The sequence below is a fragment of the Streptomyces sp. P13-3-3 genome, assembly GCF_050571355.1.
In the GTDB taxonomy this organism is placed as follows: Bacteria; Actinomycetota; Actinomycetes; order Streptomycetales; family Streptomycetaceae; genus Streptomyces; species Streptomyces althioticus.
The window spans coordinates 2241668-2258445 of the sequence record NZ_CP192228.1 but is presented as its reverse complement, the minus strand read 5'-3'; the positions used below and the strand labels follow the sequence as shown (position 1 = coordinate 2258445).

Sequence of the window (16778 nt, the reverse complement as noted above, 5' to 3'; positions counted from 1 at the left end):
TCGACTCCCCTAGAACTGGAGGGACTTGGTCTGGAGGTACTCGGTCAGTCCGTGGACGCCGAGTTCGCGGCCCACGCCGGACTGCTTGTAACCGCCGAACGGCGCCAGCGGGTTGAAGCGGCCGCCGTTGATGTCGACCTGGCCGGTGTCCATGCGGCGGGCGAAGGCGGCGGCCTCCGCCTCGTCACCGGCCCAGACGGCGCCGGCCAGGCCGTAGACGGTGCCGTTGGCGATGCGGAGGGCGTCCTCCTCGTCCTCGTAGGGCAGTACGCACAGCACGGGGCCGAAGATCTCCTCCTGCGCGACGGTCATGTCCGGGGTGACGTCGGCGAGGACGGTGGGGCTGACGTACCAGCCCTGCGGACGCGGGGCCTCGGGGCCGCCCGCGACGAGGCGGGCCCCCTCGGCGACGCCCTTCTCGATGTAGCCGCGCACGCGGTCCCGCTGGCGGGCGCTGACGAGCGGGCCGATGCGGTCGCCGTACTTGGCGGCGGCGGCCGCGGCCAGCTCCACGGCCTCGTCGTACCGGTCGCGGTGGACCAGCATGCGGGTCCAGGCGCTGCACGTCTGGCCGGAGTTGGACATCACGTTGGCGACGCCGACATTGACGGCGCGGGCGAGATCGGCGCTGGGCAGGATGACGTTGGCGGACTTGCCGCCGAGCTCCAGCGCGACCCGCTTCACCATGCCGGCGGCGATCGCCCCGATCCGGCGGCCGACGGCGGTGGAGCCGGTGAAGGACAGCAGGTCGACGTCCGGGTGCTCGGCGAGCGCCTGTCCGGCCACCGCGCCGAGGCCGGTGACCAGGTTGAACACGCCCGCCGGTACGCCGGCCTCGTGCACGCACTCGGCGAAGATCCGGGCGACCAGCGGGGTGTTCTCGGCGGGCTTCACCACGATCGTGCAGCCGGCGGCGAGGGCGGGGGCCGCCTTCGCGACGATCTGGTGCAGCGGATAGTTCCACGGGGTGATCGCGGCGACCACGCCGACCGGTTCGTGGTACACGGTCGAGTTGCCGATCTTCTCCTCGAAGGAGTACGTCGCCGCCAGCTCGGCGTACGAGCCGGCGACCGCTACCGGCACACCGGCGTGGACGGTCTGGGAGAGCTTCTCGGGCGCGCCGAGTTCGGCGGTGACCGTCGCGGCGATCTCGTCCCTGCGGGCGTGCAGCTGGTCCCGCAGCGCGGCGAGACGGGCCGCCCGCTCGGCGGGCGGCGTGGCGGCCCAGGCCGGGAGGGCCGCGCGGGCGGCGCGCACGGCGGCGTCGACGTCCTCCACGGTGCCCGCGGGGACGGTGGCGATCACCTGCTCGTCCGCCGGGCCGACGACCTCGATCACGTCGGGGCCTGCGGCGGGGCGCCAGGCGCCGTCGATGTACATGCCGTCGTATGCCTTCATCGCGGTTCCTCCGGGGCGGGGGCGTCCTGTGCGGACACCTAAACTAGCGATGTTAGTTTTCCCGCGCCAGGGGGGCGTCCGCGTGCCGCCGCTCACTCCTCCAGGTCGGGGAGGCGGTCCGGGCGGGGGCAGATCCGCCGGCCGTGCTGGTCGAAGACGAAGAGGTGGGCGAGGTCGACCAGGAGCGGCACCTGCATGCCGTGCCGGAGACGGATGTCGGGCGTGGTGCGGACGATGAGGTCGCCGGCGACGCGGGGTTCGGCGGAGGCGGGGTCCGGGCGGCCGGGGCCGTCCAGGGTGGCCACGGCGCCGGTACGGTCGCCGCTCTCCCGGTCGGCGCCCGCACGGAGGGCGCCGGCCCGCTCCCGCAGGCGCTCCAGCACGGTGCCGCCCTCGCGGCGGCGGCGCCGGACGCCCTGGCGGTCCGAAGCCTGGCGCGGGGCCTCCAGCTCGGGGACGACGGCGGGGCGGGAGCCGGTGTTGAAGTGCACCAGCACCTCGTGGCCCTGGAACTCCAGGTGCTCCACCAGACCGGTGAGGGGCACCTCCCCGGGGCGCGCGGCGGACGGCTTGGCGATCCGTACGGCCTCGGAGCGCAGGCCGACGATGACCTCGCGGCCCTGCTGCACCCGGAGCAACTGGTGGTCCAGGGACAGCGGTTCGGGCAGCCGCAGGAACTGCTTGCCGAGGCTGACGGTCATCGCGCCGTCCAGCGGTGCGCGGACCAGGCCCCGCAGCAGGTTGATGCGCGGGGTGCCGATGAACGCGGCCACGAAGACGTTCTCGGGGAGCGAGTACACCGCGCGGGGCGTGCCGACCTGCTGGAGGACGCCGCCGCGCAGCACGGCGACCCGGTCGCCGAGCGACATCGCCTCCGACTGGTCGTGGGTGACGTAGACGGTGGTGACGCCCAACTGCCGGGTGAGCTGCGAGATCTCCGCGCGGACGTGGTTGCGGAGCTTGGCGTCCAGGTTGGACAGCGGCTCGTCCATGAGGAATGCGGAGGGGCGGCGGGCGATGGCCCGGCCCATCGCCACGCGCTGGCGTTCTCCGCCGCTGAGCTGGGCGGGGAAACGGTCGAGGATCTCCTCGATGCCCAGCATGCGGGCGGTGGCGTCCACCTTGGGCGACGGGTCGTCGCCGGGGGCCTCGATGCGGAGGGGGAAGCCGATGTTGTCCCGGCTGGTCATGCTGGGGTAGAGCGCGAAGTTCTGGAACACCATCGCCATGTCCCGCTCGGACGGGGGGAGTTCGTTGGCGTACTCGCCGTCGAGGAAGAGGCTGCCCTCGTCGATCTCCTCCAGGCCCGCGATCATGCGCAGCACGGTGGACTTGCCGCAGCCGGACGGGCCGAGCAGGACGAGGAACTCGCCGGGGGCGATGGCGAGCGACAACCGGTCGACCACGCGAGCACCTCGCGTGTAGGACTTGCTCACGTCGTGCAGGGTGATGGCGCGTGTCATGAAAGTGCCCCCGGGGGCTCATCAGGGCGCTGCTGCTCCGCGGTCGGACGCCTCGTGCGGGTCGTACGGGGCGCGTGAGTCACGGAAGCTAACGGAAAGTAGGCGGCCGGGGAAGACAGCGGACGAGATCGGGGCGTTCCGTCCGCCTGGTGAGAAACCGGAGGGAAGCGTTCGAGACGGTGGCTCGTGCGGGGGTTCGGAGCGCCCGCGCCCCCCGTCCGATCAGTCCGGCCCGCCGTCGTCGGAGGTCGAGCCGGTTCGGCTGCCGGAGCGGCCGGGGCGGAGGAGGGCGGTCGTCACGTGGCCCGCGGTCAGGGTCGCCCTCGCGACGGCGTGGGTCCAGCGGGGGCCGCCGCGCGCGGCCCAGAAGACGCAGGCGCAGCCGCCGGCGGTGAGAATCAGGACGGCGGTCAGGACGATCAGGATCACGCGGGCCCCCTCGTAGGCGCGGGCCCGTACGGACCCGCCTGCTGCGGGGCCATCCTGCCAGGGGAGGCGCGGCACAGCTCCCGGCGGACGGTGCACAGGCCACCACCCGGCCGATCACCCACCGCCCCCCGCCGTCCGATCGGCGCCGGATCGCGCAGCGCGACCGGGGGCCGTGTCGCGTGCCTCGGGCTGGGAGCCGGCGGGTGCCGTGCCGGCCGCCCGGCCGTCCGGCGCCGGACCCGCCAGCGTGCGGACCGCGACCCCCGCCGACGCCAGCAGCAGCGCGCCCAGCATCACGAACGGGGCCGCGACGCCCGCCGCTCCGGCGATCAGGCCCGCCGTCGCGGGGGCCGCGACCTGGCCGAGGCGGTTGCCTGTCAGGCGGAGGGCCAGGGCGGTGGAGCGGGCCGCGGCGGGGGCGGCCTGGACGACCGTGGTCATGGAGAGCGGCTGGCCCACGCCCAGGCAGAAGCCGAGGGCGGTGAGGACGACCGCCAGCAGAGGCACCGGCAGCGGCAGCGCCACCGCCGCGCACAGCAGTGCCGCCAGCAGGCACGTCACCGTGAGCAGGGCCCGACGGCCGAGCAGTCGCAGCAGCGGGGTGAGGACCAGCCGGCAGGCGATCGTCGCCGCCGCGCGCAGGCTGAGCAGCAGGCCGACCACCGCCGGGTCGATCCCCCGGTGCTCGCCGACCACGGGGAGATACGCCGTGAGGATGTCGGTCGCCGACAGCACCGCCACGCTGATCAGCATGCCCGCCGGCACGCCCCGCGCCCGCAGGATGCCCCGCACCGGCACCCGGTCGCCCCGCGGCGCACGGGCTTTCGCCGCCGCCGGTTTCTCGATGCGCCACAGCGACGTGAGCGCGGCGGCGGCGCCCGCCCCCGCCGCGAGGAGGGCGACCGCACTGGTGCGGGCCATGTCCGCGCCGATCAGCGCGCCCGCCGCGACGGGCCCGGCGAGCTGCCCCAGGGAGGCGCCGATGGTGAAGTGTCCGAAGTTGCGGTCCTGTTCGTGGGGCGCCGACTGGCGGGCGACGAGCGACTGCGCGCCGATGACGAAGCACAGGTGCCCGAGGCCCATCACCCCGCTCCACAGCGCCATGGCCCCCAGCGATCCGGCGACACCGCTGAGCGCGCAGCCCGCGGAGATCAGCACCACGCCCGCAGGCAGCAGCGGGGCGCACCGGCCCTGGTCGGTGCGCCGGCCGAGCGGGACGGCGGCGAACAGCGGCAGCAGCGCGTAGACACCCGCGACGACGCCGACCGCCCGCTCGTCCGCGCCGAGCGCCAGCGCCCGGTAGGAGACGGCGGGCCGGGCCATCGACACGGCCCCCTGTGCGAAGCCGAAGGCGATGACGAGGCGGAGCAGCCAGCCGCGGTTCCCGCCGGGCGTCATGACGAAGTCCTCTCCGGGACGAGGGGTTGGGGCGGCGCGTGGTCAGATCGTGCCGAAGAGGATCCCGGCCGCGAGGATCAACAGGCAGGTCAGCGCCGCCCACTTGACCACGAACCGTGTGTGGTCGCCGAACTCGACGCGTGCCATGCCGACGAGGACGTACACCGCGGGGACGAGCGGGCTCGACATGTGCAGCGGCTGGCCGACGAGGGAGGCGCGGGCCATCTCCAGCGGGGTGACGCCGTGGGCCGCCCCGGCCTCGGCGAGCACGGGCAGGACGCCGAAGTAGAAGCCGTCGTTGGACATGAAGTAGGTGAGCGGCAGACTCAGCACGCCGGTGACGAGGGCCATGTGCGGGCCCAGTCCGTCGGGGACGGTGTCGACCAGCCATCCCGCCATGCTGTCGACCATGCCGGTGCCCTGGAGGACGCCGGTGAAGACGGCGGCGGCGAAGACCATACCGGAGACGTTGAGGACGTTGTCGGCGTGGGCCGCGATGCGGGCCTTCTGGTCGGGCAGACGCGGGTAGTTGACGGACAGGGCGAGCGCGGCGCCCAGCAGGAACAGCACCGGGATGGGCAGCAGCTCCAGGATCATCGCGGTGATCAGGGTGCCGGTGAGCAGCGCGTTGAACCAGTACAGGCGCGGCCGCAGGGTGGGCCGGTCCGGGTCGAGCCCCTTGAGCAGGTCCTCGTCGTCGTCCGCACCGTCCGCGCCGTCCACGCCTCCGGCACCCCCGACGGGCCGCTTCTCCGGACGCCCGCCGTCGGCACCCGCACCCACCAGCACCGCTTCCTTCGTCTCGACGGACTCCTCGTCCGGAAGACGCAGCGCGCCGATCCGCCGCCGCTCCCGCAGCCCCAGCACGTAAGCGAGGCCGAGGACGCCCAGCAGGCCGACCAGCAGCGCGGGGATCATCGGGACGAAGATGTCGGCGGCGTCGAGCTTCAGGGCGGTGGCCGCGCGGGCCGTGGGGCCGCCCCAGGGGACGGTGTTCATGACGCCGTTGGCCATGGCGGCGACGCCGGTCATCACGACCAGGCTCATCCCCAGCCGCTTGTACAGCGGGTACATCGCCGAGACGGTGATCATGAAGGTGGTGGAGCCGTCGCCGTCCAGCGACACGACGGCGGCGAGCACGGCGGTGCCGACGACGACCCGCATCGGGTCGGCCTTGCAGAAGCGGAGGATCCCGCGCACGACCGGGTCGAAGAGTCCGACGTCGATCATGACGCCGAAGTAGACGATCGCGAACATCAGCATCGCCGCCGTCGGGGCGAGGCCGGACACTCCGTCGATGACGTAGTCGCCGAGGTGGGCGCCCTTGCCGACGGCCACACAGAACAGCGCGGGGATCAGCACGAGCGCCGCGATCGGCGACATCTTCTTCGTCATGATCAGGACCAGGAAGGTCGCGATCATGGCGAAGCCGAGGATGGTCAGCATGAATGGGACACCTAACGTTCGCCCTTGAACTTCCGGCGGGGGCCGGTGGTGTGACGACGTTAGGTACGTGGGAGCGGCGTCAACAAGACGTGAGGCCGTGAGCAATAAGCGCGAAACCCCAGGTCAGGCGTTTACTCAGGTCAGCGCGGTGACCGATTCCGGCTCCTCGGCCCGGACGGGGGCCACCTCGACGGGGAAGCCGTTGAGCACCGCGTTGCCCGACAGCGGGTCGAGGAGGCTGCCGTCGAGGAGCTGGTTGACGTTGACCCCGGGGTTCGCGGAGGCGTGCCGAGTCCGGGTGCCGGGCCGGTCGTGGCCCCAGCCGTGCGGGAGGCTCACCACTCCGCGGCGCACGGCGTCGGTGACCTCGGCGGGGACGGTCACCTCTCCCCCGGCGCCCTTGACCCGCACGGGCTGCCCGTCGCGTACGCCGAGGCGGTCGGCGTCGTCGGGGTGGAGGTGGAGGGTGCAGCGGTTGGAGCCGCCGGTGAGGGCGGGCACATTGTGCAGCCAGCTGTTGTTGGAGCGCAGATGGCGGCGGCCGACCAGGACGAGTCCGTCGGGGCGTGCGCGCAGGGCGGCCCGCAGCCGGGGCAGGTCGGCGGCGATCGGGCCGGGCAGCAGCTCCACCTTGCCGCTGCGGGTCTTCAGCGGCTGGGGCAGGCGCGGGCGCAGGGGTCCGAGGTCGATGCCGTGCGGGTGGGCGAGCAGCTTCTCCAGGGTGAGCCCGTCGGGGTCGGCGCCAAAGCCGTCGCCGTAGGGGCCGAGGCGGAGCATCAGGTCGAGGCGCCGTTCGGGGCCGTTGTCGCCGGTGAGCAGGCCGGCGAGTTCCTTCGGGTCGCGGCCGTGCACCGGGGAGTGCTCCTCGCGGACGGCCTTGCCGAGCGTCTGCCGGATCACCAGGTCGTCCACGGCGGACGGGTCGGCGCCGTGCATGCCCGTGGCGGCGAGGACGATCCGGGCGAGGATCTCGGTCTCGGCCATGCGGCCGGGTTCGAGGGGCACGGCGGGGCGGGTGTAGCGCACCTGGTTGCGCACGGCGAGGGTGTTGAACGCGAAGTCGTGGTGGGGGCTCTGAGCCGGCGGGGGCGGCGGCAGGACGACATGGGCGTGCCGGGAGGTCTCGTTGAGGTACGGGTCGACGCTCACCATGAAGTCGAGGGAGGCGAGCGCCCGGTCCAGCCGGTCGCCGTCGGGGGCGGACAGCACCGGGTTGGCGCCGACGGTGACGACGGCGCGGACGGGCGTCCCGTCCTCGGTGGGGGTGTCGATCTCCTCGGCGAGGGAGGACAGCGGCAGTTCACCCTTGGCCTCGGGGTGGCGGCTCACGCGGGAGTGCCAGCGGCCGAGGGCGAAGCCGTGGCCGGGTCCGGCGGGGCGCGGGGTCCTGTCGGTGGCGGCCTGAGGGAAGAGCGCGCCGCCGGGCCGGTCCAGGTTGCCGGTGAGGGCGTTGAGGACGTCGACGAGCCAGCTGGCGAGGGTGCCGTGCGGGACGGTGCAGCTGCCGATGCGGGCGTAGACGGCGGCGGTGGGAGCGGCGGCGAGTTCGCGGGCGAGGACGCGGATGGTGGCGGCGTCGACGTCGCAGGCGCCGGCGACCGCCTCGGGGGTGAAGTCCGCGAGGGCGTCGGAGAGTTCGGCGACGCCCTGGAGGTGCGGGGCGGTGGCTCCGAGGTCGACGAGGTCCTCGTCGAAGAGGGTGCGGGCGATCGCGGCGAGCAGCAGCGCGTCGGTGCCGGGGCGGACGGCGAGGTGCCGGTCGGCGAGGCGGGCGGTGCGGGTGCGGCGCGGGTCGACGACGGTGAGGGTGCCGCCGCGCGCCTTGAGCGCCTTGAGCCGGCCGGGGAAGTCGGGCGCGGTGCAGAGGCTGCCGTTGGACTCGAGCGGGTTGGCGCCGATGAGCAGCAAATGGTCGGTGCGGTCCAGGTCGGGTACGGGGATGCGGTTGGCGTCGCCGAAGAGGAGCCCGCTGGAGACGTGCTTGGGCATCTGGTCGACGGTGGAGGCGGTGAACACGCTGTGGGTGCCGAGGCCGCCGATGAGCAGGGGCGGGTAGAGGGCGCCGGCCATGGTGTGGACGTTGGGGTTGCCGAGGACGACGCCGACGGCGTGGGGGCCGTACCGGTCGACGGCGCCGCGCAGTCCGGCGGCGACGGCGTCGAAGGCCTCCTCCCAGGTGGCCTCGCGCAGTTCCCCGTCGACGCGGACGAGCGGGGTGCGCAGCCGGTCGGGGTCGGAGTCCACCTCCGGGAAGGCGGCGCCCTTGGGGCAGACGAAGCCCTTGCTGAACACGTCGTCGCGGTCGCCGCGGGCGCCGGTGACCTGGCCGTCGTCGACGGTGAGGACCAGGCCGCAGGTGGCCTCGCACAGGGGGCAGATACGCAGGGCGGTGCGGGACACGGGTCCTCCCGGTACGGCGGCGGTGACGCGCGGACGGGCCGAGCATACCGACCGGTAGGCATGGAGGGGAGGGCGTGCGGGAAACCGGGCGGGACGGGGGTCAGTCGAGGACGCGGGCCAGATAGGCCCGGAGCAGCGCGCGCAGTTCGGCGACGACCTTCTCGTCCCCCTCCGGGGCCACCCGGAACGCCAGGTCGACCAGGGCGTCGGCGGTCTCCACGGCCACCAGGAAGGTGCGGCGCAGGTCGTCGTCGGCCGGGCGGCCGAGATGGCCGGCCAGGAGCGCGGTGAGCCGGTCGGCGACACGGTGGTTGGGCTCGGCACGGCGCGCCCCGACGGGAATCTGGTTGCCGAAGTCGACGAGGGAGAAGCCGGGGGCGGTGCGCTTCATGTCCAGGTACGTGTCGAGGACGACGTCCATGGCGTACCGCCAGCCGCGGTCGCCTGTGACGGACAGCCGTTCGGTGACGCGGTCGGTGAACCGCTCCAGGTTGCGCTGGGCGAGCGCGTCGGCCATCTGACGCTTGTTGGAGAAGAAGCGGTAGACGGAGCCGATGGGCACCCCGGCACGCTCGGCGACCGCGCGGGTGGACAGGTCGTCGTAGCCGACCTCGTCGAGGAGGCCGGCGCAGGCGTCGAGGATCCTGGCCAGCCGTTCGGCGCTGCGCCGCTGCACCGGCGCCCGGCGGAGCGATGGCGTGTGGGACACGGCCCTCATCATGCCTGCCCGGGGCCTTCCGGTGAACCGGGCCCCTCGGGGATGGGTTCCACGCTCGACTCCGGGGTCGGCTCCAGCCCGGAGACGGTGATGTCGGCGGTGCTCTCCACGGGTTCGCCGTCGACGGCCCACACGGACCCGTCGTCGGCGTACAGCCGCGCGGTGACCTGGTGGGTGCCGCGCGGGAAGGCGCCGGGGGCGAGGTGGTACTCGGGGGTGCGCAGCACGGCGACGCGGCGGCCGTTCACCTCCAGGTGGGCCAGGCCCCGGCCGGGCTCGGCGTGGCGGCCCGTGCCGTCGGGCGAGAAGCGGAAGTTACGCACCCGCAGCCGTACGTCCCAGCCGCCCTCGGCGTCGGGGGCGACCTCCACGGTGACCTGGGGTGCCCCCTCCTCGTCCACCTCGCGGTAGGGGCTGCCGTCCTCGGCGCGCTCGTCGAGGAGCCGGCCCACGGGTGAGGACGACACCTCGCCCGGCCCTCCGCCTTCCGAGGTGTCGCAGCCCGCGGATCCGGCCAGCACGACGACACAGACCGCGAGCGCGGGCATGACCGTCCTCCGCCTCCACGTCATGCCGGGGAGCGTAGAACAGCGGTCCGAACGCGCGAATCCCCCTGGAGTCTGGTTCCTGGTCCTCCGTGAAGAGGAGGGCGGAGGTCCGGCCCCGAACGAGTCCGCGCGGCACCCTTGCGCGCGGGTAACCGCAATCCTACGGTGTCCCATAGGAATCGGCTCGGTGCAAGGGAGCAGCGGACATGAGCGACGGGGCCACCGCCCGCGGGAGCGCGACGGAACGCGAGGAGGCGCGCAAGATCGCCGAGGGTCTGGAGCACCTCTCCGGCTTCGGCAACGAGCACACCTCGGAGGCGGTGCCGGGGGCTCTGCCCGTGGGCCGCAACTCCCCGCAGCGCGCGCCGCTCGGGCTGTACGCGGAGCAGCTCAGCGGGTCGGCCTTCACCGAGCCGCGGGCCGAGAACCGCCGCTCGTGGCTCTACCGGATCCGCCCGTCCGCCGCGCACCCGGCGTTCACCCGCACGGGCAACGGCGCGCTGCGCTCGGCGCCCTTCACCCAGACCGTGCCCGACCCCAACCGGCTGCGCTGGAACCCGCTGCCGGAGCCGGCCGAGGGCACGGACTTCCTGGCCGGCCTGTGGACCCTGGGCGGCAACGGCGACGTGACCCAGCGCAGCGGCATGGCGGTGCACCTCTACCACGCCGACGCCTCCATGCGGCGGGTGTTCAGCGACGCGGACGGTGAGCTGCTGATCGTGCCGGAGCGCGGCGGGCTGCTGCTGCGCACGGAGTTCGGCCTGCTGCATGTGGAGCCGGGACACATCGCGCTGATCCCGCGTGGGGTGCGGTTCCGTGTGGAGCTGCTGGACGAGACCGCCCGCGGTTATGTGTGCGAGAACTACGGTGCGCCGTTCCGGCTGCCCGACCTCGGCCCGATCGGCGCCAACGGGCTGGCGAACGCGCGGGACTTCCGCGCCCCCGTCGCCGCCTACGAGGACGTCGAGGGCCCGGTGGAGGTGGTGAACAAGTTCTGCGGCAACCTGTGGGCGGCCACCTACGACCACTCCCCGCTCGACGTCGTCGCCTGGCACGGCAACCACGTCCCGTACGCCTACGACCTCCGCCGGTTCAACGTGATGGGCACCATCTCGTACGACCACCCCGACCCGTCGATCTTCACCGTGCTGACCTCCCCGAGCGACACGCCGGGTCTCGCGGGCGTGGACTTCGTGGTGTTCGCGCCGCGCTGGCTGGTCGGCGAGGACACGTTCCGGCCGCCGTACTTCCACCGGAACGTGATGAGCGAGTACATGGGCCTGATCGAGGGCGCGTACGACGCGAAGACGGCCGGGGAGGGGGGCTTCGTGCCGGGCGGCGGCTCGCTGCACAACATGATGTCCGCGCACGGCCCGGACCGGGAGACGTTCGACCGGGCGAGCGCGGCGGAGCTGAGGCCGCAGAAGATCGACGACGGGCTTGCCTTCATGTTCGAGACCCGCTGGCCGGTGTCCCTCACCCCCCAGGCGGCACGCGCGGACCACCTCCAGCAGGGGTACGACGACGTGTGGCAGGGCCTCGAGCGTCACTTCCGGCCATTGCACTGACCGTTCCCCGACCGGTACGGATAGCGCGTGACCTCCTTCGCCCCGGACTCGATCGTCCTCAACCGCAAGTTGCCGCTCTGGTATCAGGTGTCGCAGTCGCTGCGCGCCTCGATCCTCGGCCGCTCGCCCCACGACCCGCTGCGCCTGCCCACCGAGGAGCAGCTGGCCGGGCACTACGGGGTGAGCGTGCTGACCATGCGGCAGGCGCTGAAGGAGCTGGAGGACGAGGGGCTGATCACCCGGCACCGGCGGCGGGGCACGTTCATCGAGCCGGACGCCAGGCGGGGCGCGCCGGTGCGGCTGCTGGGCTCGGTCGACGCGATCGTTGCCCAGCAGTCCGGCATGACGACGGAGCTGCTGGAGCACGGGCCCGCGCCGGTGCCGTCCGAACTCGCCGAGCACTTCCCGGACCTGGCGGAGACCGCCGCCTACCACCGGCTGCGCAGCGACGAGAAGACCGGCGAGCCGACCAACCACGCCCGCAACTACGTCCGTCCGGAACTGGCCGGGCGGATCGATCCGCAGGATCTCGTGCGGTGGCCGATGACGAAGGTGCTGCGGGACGTCGTCGGCGCGGACATCAGCCGCATCACGGACACCGTGGAGGCGCGGCTCGCGGATCCGGAGACGGCGCGGCTGCTCCGGGTCCCGCTGCTCAGCCCGATCCTGCACTACACGGGCGTCACCTACGACTCCGCGGGAAAGGCGCTGGACGTGGCCGTCATCCACTACCGGGGGGACCGTTTCTCCTTCACGGTGACCCTGGACGCCACCTGATCCGCGCCCGCCGTCAGGTCGTACGATGCCCAGCGTGACGCACGACGACGCTCCGCTGCTGGCGGACCTCATGCCGTGGTCCGTCGCACCGCCGCGGCTCGGCCGGGGGTGGCCGGCGGCCCCCGACGCGGCGTCCCTGAAGGCCCGTTGGGACGCACTGGTGAAGGCCGAGGGCCCGGACCGCGAGGCGCTGTTCCGGCCGACGCGGTCCCGCACCCCGCACACGGCGGTCGGCCAACTGCCCGGGCAGGACGGCGGCACGGAGCGGCTGGCCCGCGCCTCGGGGCCGTGCCCCGAGCCGGTCAGGGTGCTGTCCGGGCCGTTCGACGTGCAGTGGCTGATCCCCGACCAGCGGCTGATCGACGCGCCCCGGCCGGAGTTGTGGCGGGTGGCGGACGACCGCCAGGTCTTCGCCGTCGAGACGGCCGGCGAAGGGCCGCCGCTGCTGGCGACCTCCCTCTTCCCCGTCCTGCGCACGGGCCGGATCCGCCCGCTGTACCGCCGCCCGGACGCCGCCGAACCCAATCTGGCCCCCGGCCTGTCCGACCACCTAGCCGCCCGGCTGGGGCTCGAGGTCTCCCCCGTCGACGTCCTCGCCTGGGCGACGGCCGTGGCGCGTCCCGCGCCGGAGGGGCTCACCGTGCCGCTCACCGGCGACCCGGACGCCTGGCAGCGGGGTGTCGCGCTGGGCCGCCACATGCTGTGGCTGATGCGCCGGGACGGCGAACGCCCCAGACTGCCCGGCGGCCGCCGCCCCTACGTCCGCGCGCCGCTGCCGTCCCGTCCTCCGGCCCTGTCCTACGACCGCGACGAGGAGGCGCTGCTGCTGGGCGAGGGCCGGATCTCCCCGGTGCCGGTGGAGGCGTGGGAGTTCGAGGCGGGCGGCGTGCGGGTGCTCGAGGCGTGGTTCGCGTCCCGCACGGACCCGGCCGAGCCGGGCACCCTGGAGGCGATCCGTCCGGCCGCCTGGCCACAGCCCTGGACGTCGGAACTGCTGGAACTGGTCACGGTCCTCACCCTCCTCGCCGAAGCGCGGTCCCACCGCGAGGAGTTGGCGGCGGACGTCCCGTCGCCGGTCACCCCGGCCGACCTGCGCGCGGCGGGCGTCCTCCCGGTCCCGTCCTGGTCCCGCCGCCCGGCCTCGGTACTGGACGCCCACGAGGAGGGCCCGGAGGGGCAGCTCGCGCTGATCTGAGGGCAGGGGCTCTGCCCGGCGCGGGGTGTGACACGGCGCGGCCGGCTCGGGCGCCGCGCGCAGGGCCTGTCCGGCGGATCAAGCCGGGACCCGGGCCTGGCACGCCCCCGCTGCCCTGAGCCGGCGGCGTTGTCGTCGGTCGTCGACTTCCCCTCGCTCGGCTTCACTCGCGCGGGAGGACCCCATCGCGTCGACTCCCGCCTCCGCCAAGCAGTTGGACGCACCGGACGCCGCTCACTTGGGCGGCATCGCACCGTGCGTTCCCCTGCCTTGATCCGTCGGACAGGCCCTGGGACGTGCGCCCGGAGAACCCAGCCTCCCGGCGGGACGCCGCCCCCGTGCGGAAGCCGGGCCCGCACCCACGAGTCACACCGCCCCCAGACCGCGGGCGACCTCAGGGCGTTCGCCCGGACAACCCACCGTCCCCGCGGGGGCGCCACCCCCGTGGATACCGACCCCGCGCCCTCGAATCACGCCACCCCGAACCGCGGGCGGCCCTGGACGTTCACCTGACGAAGCCTCCCCGCGGGGCCCCCCCGTGCGCAAGCCGACCCGCACCCACGAGTCACACCGCCCCGAAACCACGGGCGACCCCGCAACGTGCACCCGGAGAACGCAGCCACCCGGCGAGGCGCCGCCCCCCTGCGGAAGCCGACCCCTCGCCCGCGAGGCACACCGCCCCGAGACCGTGGGCCCACGGGGCCGACGCCCCGAGACGCCCGCCCGCGCAGCGCTCACCTGTCCGGGTCGAACCCGTCCAGTACCCGGGTGAGGGCCCGTTCGAAGACCGCCTCCAGGTCGATCGGGCCCGCGTCCTCCATGAACGCCCTCGCCATCCTCGGGTACTCCCCCGTCGCGATGCGGGACTGGAGGTACGCGATGCGGACGGCGTTCTCCTGGTCCTGGGACCAGGGCAGCGAGCGGGTGCGTTCGGCGGTGGCCAGTTCGTTGCTGACGTAGGTCGTCACGATGCCGTTGAGCATCGCGATGAGCTCCATCTTGGCGCCCTGCGGCCCTGGCAGCGGGTCGAGGCAGGCCAGGCAGTGCTCCAGGTAGCGCAGGGCGTTGGGGCTGAAGCCGTAGACCGGTGACATCAGCCGCGGCAGCCACGGGTGCCGGTGCATCAGGTCCCGCGTCTGGTGGGCCACCCGGAGCATGTCGGCGCGCCAGTCCCCGCTGGGCTCCCACAGCTCGTGCTCGCCGGCGACCGCGTCCGCCATCAGCTCGTGCAGGTCCTCCTTGCGGGGGACGTAGTTGTAGAGCGACATGGTGCCGCAGCCCAGCTCGGCCGCGACGCGGCGCATGGAGACCGCGTCCAGTCCCTCCGCGTCCGCGATCCGCACCGCCGCCGCCGCGATGTCGGCACGGCTGTACGCGGGCCTGGGCCCTCGGCCGCTGCGCTCGGGGCGCGCCCAGATCACATGGGGTTCGGCCGCTCGGCCCGCCATCGGTCATCACCTCGCCCACCATCGTAGTTACGTACACCGTACGTAGTGCGGTATGGTCACACCATGACTACTACGTACGCTGTACTTAGTGAGGGTCTGGAGAAGCGCTTCGGCGCCGTGCACGCCCTGCGCGGACTGGATTTGGCGGTGGCGCGGGGCACCGTGTGCGGGCTGCTCGGGCCCAACGGGGCGGGCAAGACGACGGCGGTGCGGCTGTTGACGACGCTGCTGCGGCCCGACGCCGGGTCGGCGCGGGTCGCGGGGCTCGACCTGGTGCGCGACGCGGCCGCCGTGCGCCGGCGGATCGGTGTCACGGGACAGGACACCTCGATCGACGGGGACCTCACCGGCCGCGAGAACCTGCGGCTGTTCGCCCGGCTGCACCGCGCGCGGGACATCGCGGCGCGCGCCGACGAGCTGCTGGACCGGTTCGGGCTGGCGGAGGCGGCCGACCGCCCCGCGTCCACCTGGTCGGGCGGCATGCGGCGCCGGCTCGACCTGGCGGTGAGCCTGGTCCGCAGGCCGGAGGTGCTGTTCCTGGACGAGCCGACGACCGGTCTCGACCCGGCGGGCCGCGGCCTGATCTGGGAGGTGGTCCGGGAGCTGACCGGCGAGGGCACGACGGTGCTGCTCACCACCCAGTACCTGGAGGAGGCCGACCAGCTGGCCGACGACATCGCGCTGGTCGACCGGGGCCGGGTCGCGCACACCGGCTCGCCGGCCGAACTGAAGGCCCTGGTCGGCGCGCACGCGGAGGTGGTGGTGGCGGACGGAGCCACGCTGACGGCGGCGGCCGGGGTGCTGGACCGGCTGACCGGGTCGCGGCCCTCCCTCGACCGGGAGCGGCTCGCGGTCGGCGCGGTCACCCGGGACCCGACCCTGACCCTCCCGCACCTGGTGCGCACGCTCGACGCGGCGGGTGTGCCGCTCGTCGACGCGAGCCTCAGACCGCCGACGCTCGACGACGTGTTCCTGCGGCTGACCGAGCCGCCCGCGGACCCGGCGGCCCTTTCCCACGACGACGACAAGGAGCGTGCCGCATGAGCACGTTGGCGTACGACGGCACGGCGATGCTGGGCCGGCAGCTGCGGCGGGCGCGGAACAACCCCGGGCTGCTCATCCTCACCCAGTCGATGCCGGTGAGCATGCTGCTGTTCTTCGGCTACGTCTTCGGCAGCGCGCTCGCCGTGCCGGGGTCCGAGTACCGCTCGTTCCTGGTGCCGGGGCTGCTGGTGGCCACGGCGGCGGGCGGGGTGATGACCGGGATGTTCCAGTCGGCGCAGGACGTGCACCGCGGGGTGACGGACCGGTTCCGCACGCTGCCGATGAGCCGGGCGGCCGTGCCGGCGGGGCAGGCGGTCGCGGACGTGCTGGTGACGGCGGCCGGGGCGGTGCCCTTCCTGCTGGTCGGGCTCGCGGTCGGCTGGCGGGTGGAGGGCGGCGCGCTCGCCGCGGCGGGCGCGTTCGCCCTGCTGCTGCTGTTCCGGTTCGCGTGCGTGTGGGCCGGGATCTACCTGGGGCTGCTCACGCGGAACGAGGAGGCGGCCGGCCAGCTGGGCGGGGCGACCTTCCTGCTGCCGCTGCTGTCGAGCGCGTACATCCCGACGGCGGGGCTGCCGGACGGGGTGCGCACGGCGGCGGAGTGGAATCCGATCAGCGCGGTGGCGACGGCACTGCGGGACCTGTTCGGCAACGCGCCGGTGCCGGAGGGCGCGGCCTGGCCGATGGCGCACCCGGTGGCGGGGTCACTGGCCTGGTGCGCGGTGCTCCTGGCGGTGTTCGTGCCGCTGGCCGTACGGCAGTACGCGAAGGGTGAGCGGTAGGCGGTCGCGGCATCGGGCCGTGCGGTGGAAGGTGCCCCTGCGGGGACGCCGGGTGGATCGGGTCGGCAGGGTGAGGGCCGGTGTCGCGGGCCGGCGGGGCAGGGCCGTGTGCCGTGGGGACGACGGGCGGGCGGGCGCCGCGCCGGGACGGGTGGGACCGTCCGGCG

Annotated in this window: 14 protein-coding genes; 5 read left to right on the top strand and 9 right to left on the bottom strand. The window is 74.0% G+C overall.

Going from position 1 to position 16778, the window contains the following annotated elements; translation table 11 throughout:
- Nucleotides 1-9: 9 nt before the first annotated feature.
- The 8 genes from ACQZOG_RS10185 to ACQZOG_RS10150 form a co-directional block, all read right to left on the bottom strand.
- The gene (locus ACQZOG_RS10185; RefSeq protein WP_230227434.1) at nucleotides 10-1398 is read right to left on the bottom strand and encodes an aldehyde dehydrogenase family protein; all 1389 of its coding nucleotides are present in this window, start codon (nucleotides 1396-1398) and stop codon (nucleotides 10-12) included.
- A 92-nt stretch (nucleotides 1399-1490) separates the two neighbouring features.
- Complete coding sequence (locus tag ACQZOG_RS10180; protein ID WP_058915813.1) at nucleotides 1491-2861, bottom strand: ABC transporter ATP-binding protein; 1371 nt, start codon at nucleotides 2859-2861, stop codon at nucleotides 1491-1493.
- A gap of 222 nt (nucleotides 2862-3083) precedes the next feature.
- Nucleotides 3084-3290: a hypothetical protein gene (locus ACQZOG_RS10175; protein WP_193456480.1), complete on the bottom strand. Its 207-nt coding sequence runs from the start codon at nucleotides 3288-3290 to the stop codon at nucleotides 3084-3086.
- Nucleotides 3291-3404: 114 nt separating this feature from the next.
- Nucleotides 3405-4688, bottom strand: coding sequence for an MFS transporter (locus ACQZOG_RS10170; protein ID WP_430741454.1), 1284 nt, complete (start codon nucleotides 4686-4688; stop codon nucleotides 3405-3407).
- Nucleotides 4689-4730: 42 nt separating this feature from the next.
- The gene (locus ACQZOG_RS10165; protein ID WP_033276748.1) at nucleotides 4731-6134 is read right to left on the bottom strand and encodes a CitMHS family transporter; all 1404 of its coding nucleotides are present in this window, start codon (nucleotides 6132-6134) and stop codon (nucleotides 4731-4733) included.
- Nucleotides 6135-6269: 135 nt separating this feature from the next.
- Nucleotides 6270-8534, bottom strand: coding sequence for a molybdopterin oxidoreductase family protein (locus tag ACQZOG_RS10160; protein WP_193468959.1), 2265 nt, complete (start codon nucleotides 8532-8534; stop codon nucleotides 6270-6272).
- Nucleotides 8535-8634: 100 nt separating this feature from the next.
- Nucleotides 8635-9252, bottom strand: coding sequence for a TetR/AcrR family transcriptional regulator (locus ACQZOG_RS10155; RefSeq protein ID WP_033276816.1), 618 nt, complete (start codon nucleotides 9250-9252; stop codon nucleotides 8635-8637).
- On the bottom strand, nucleotides 9252-9824 hold the full coding sequence (locus tag ACQZOG_RS10150; protein ID WP_037638803.1) for a hypothetical protein: 573 nt from the start codon (nucleotides 9822-9824) through the stop codon (nucleotides 9252-9254). Before ACQZOG_RS10150 ends, ACQZOG_RS10155 begins: the two co-directional genes overlap by 1 nt.
- 182 nt (nucleotides 9825-10006) lie before the next feature.
- Between ACQZOG_RS10150 and hmgA the strand changes: the two genes are divergently transcribed.
- The 3 genes from hmgA to ACQZOG_RS10135 are packed head-to-tail and all read left to right on the top strand — an operon-like array spanning nucleotide 10007 to nucleotide 13340.
- Nucleotides 10007-11368: a homogentisate 1,2-dioxygenase gene (gene hmgA, locus ACQZOG_RS10145; protein ID WP_193468957.1), complete on the top strand. Its 1362-nt coding sequence runs from the start codon at nucleotides 10007-10009 to the stop codon at nucleotides 11366-11368.
- Between the two features lie 27 nt (nucleotides 11369-11395).
- Nucleotides 11396-12145, top strand: a complete 750-nt coding sequence (locus tag ACQZOG_RS10140) for a GntR family transcriptional regulator (RefSeq protein ID WP_037638804.1) — start codon at nucleotides 11396-11398, stop codon at nucleotides 12143-12145.
- A 25-nt stretch (nucleotides 12146-12170) separates the two neighbouring features.
- Entirely contained in the window at nucleotides 12171-13340 is a 1170-nt protein-coding gene (locus ACQZOG_RS10135) for a type ISP restriction/modification enzyme (protein ID WP_193456483.1), read from the top strand.
- Between the two features lie 734 nt (nucleotides 13341-14074).
- Here the strand turns inward: ACQZOG_RS10135 and ACQZOG_RS10130 are convergent.
- A complete protein-coding gene (locus ACQZOG_RS10130; RefSeq protein ID WP_261674816.1) occupies nucleotides 14075-14788 on the bottom strand; it encodes a TetR/AcrR family transcriptional regulator in 714 nt (237 codons plus the stop codon).
- Between the two features lie 63 nt (nucleotides 14789-14851).
- Between ACQZOG_RS10130 and ACQZOG_RS10125 the strand changes: the two genes are divergently transcribed.
- Nucleotides 14852-15832: a daunorubicin resistance protein DrrA family ABC transporter ATP-binding protein gene (locus tag ACQZOG_RS10125; RefSeq protein WP_033276754.1), complete on the top strand. Its 981-nt coding sequence runs from the start codon at nucleotides 14852-14854 to the stop codon at nucleotides 15830-15832.
- Nucleotides 15829-16611 carry an ABC transporter permease gene (locus ACQZOG_RS10120; protein ID WP_037643705.1) on the top strand — a complete coding sequence of 261 codons (783 nt, stop codon included), beginning with the start codon at nucleotides 15829-15831 and terminating at the stop codon, nucleotides 16609-16611. The genes ACQZOG_RS10125 and ACQZOG_RS10120 overlap by 4 nt, the downstream gene beginning before the upstream one ends.
- Nucleotides 16612-16778: the final 167 nt, after the last annotated feature.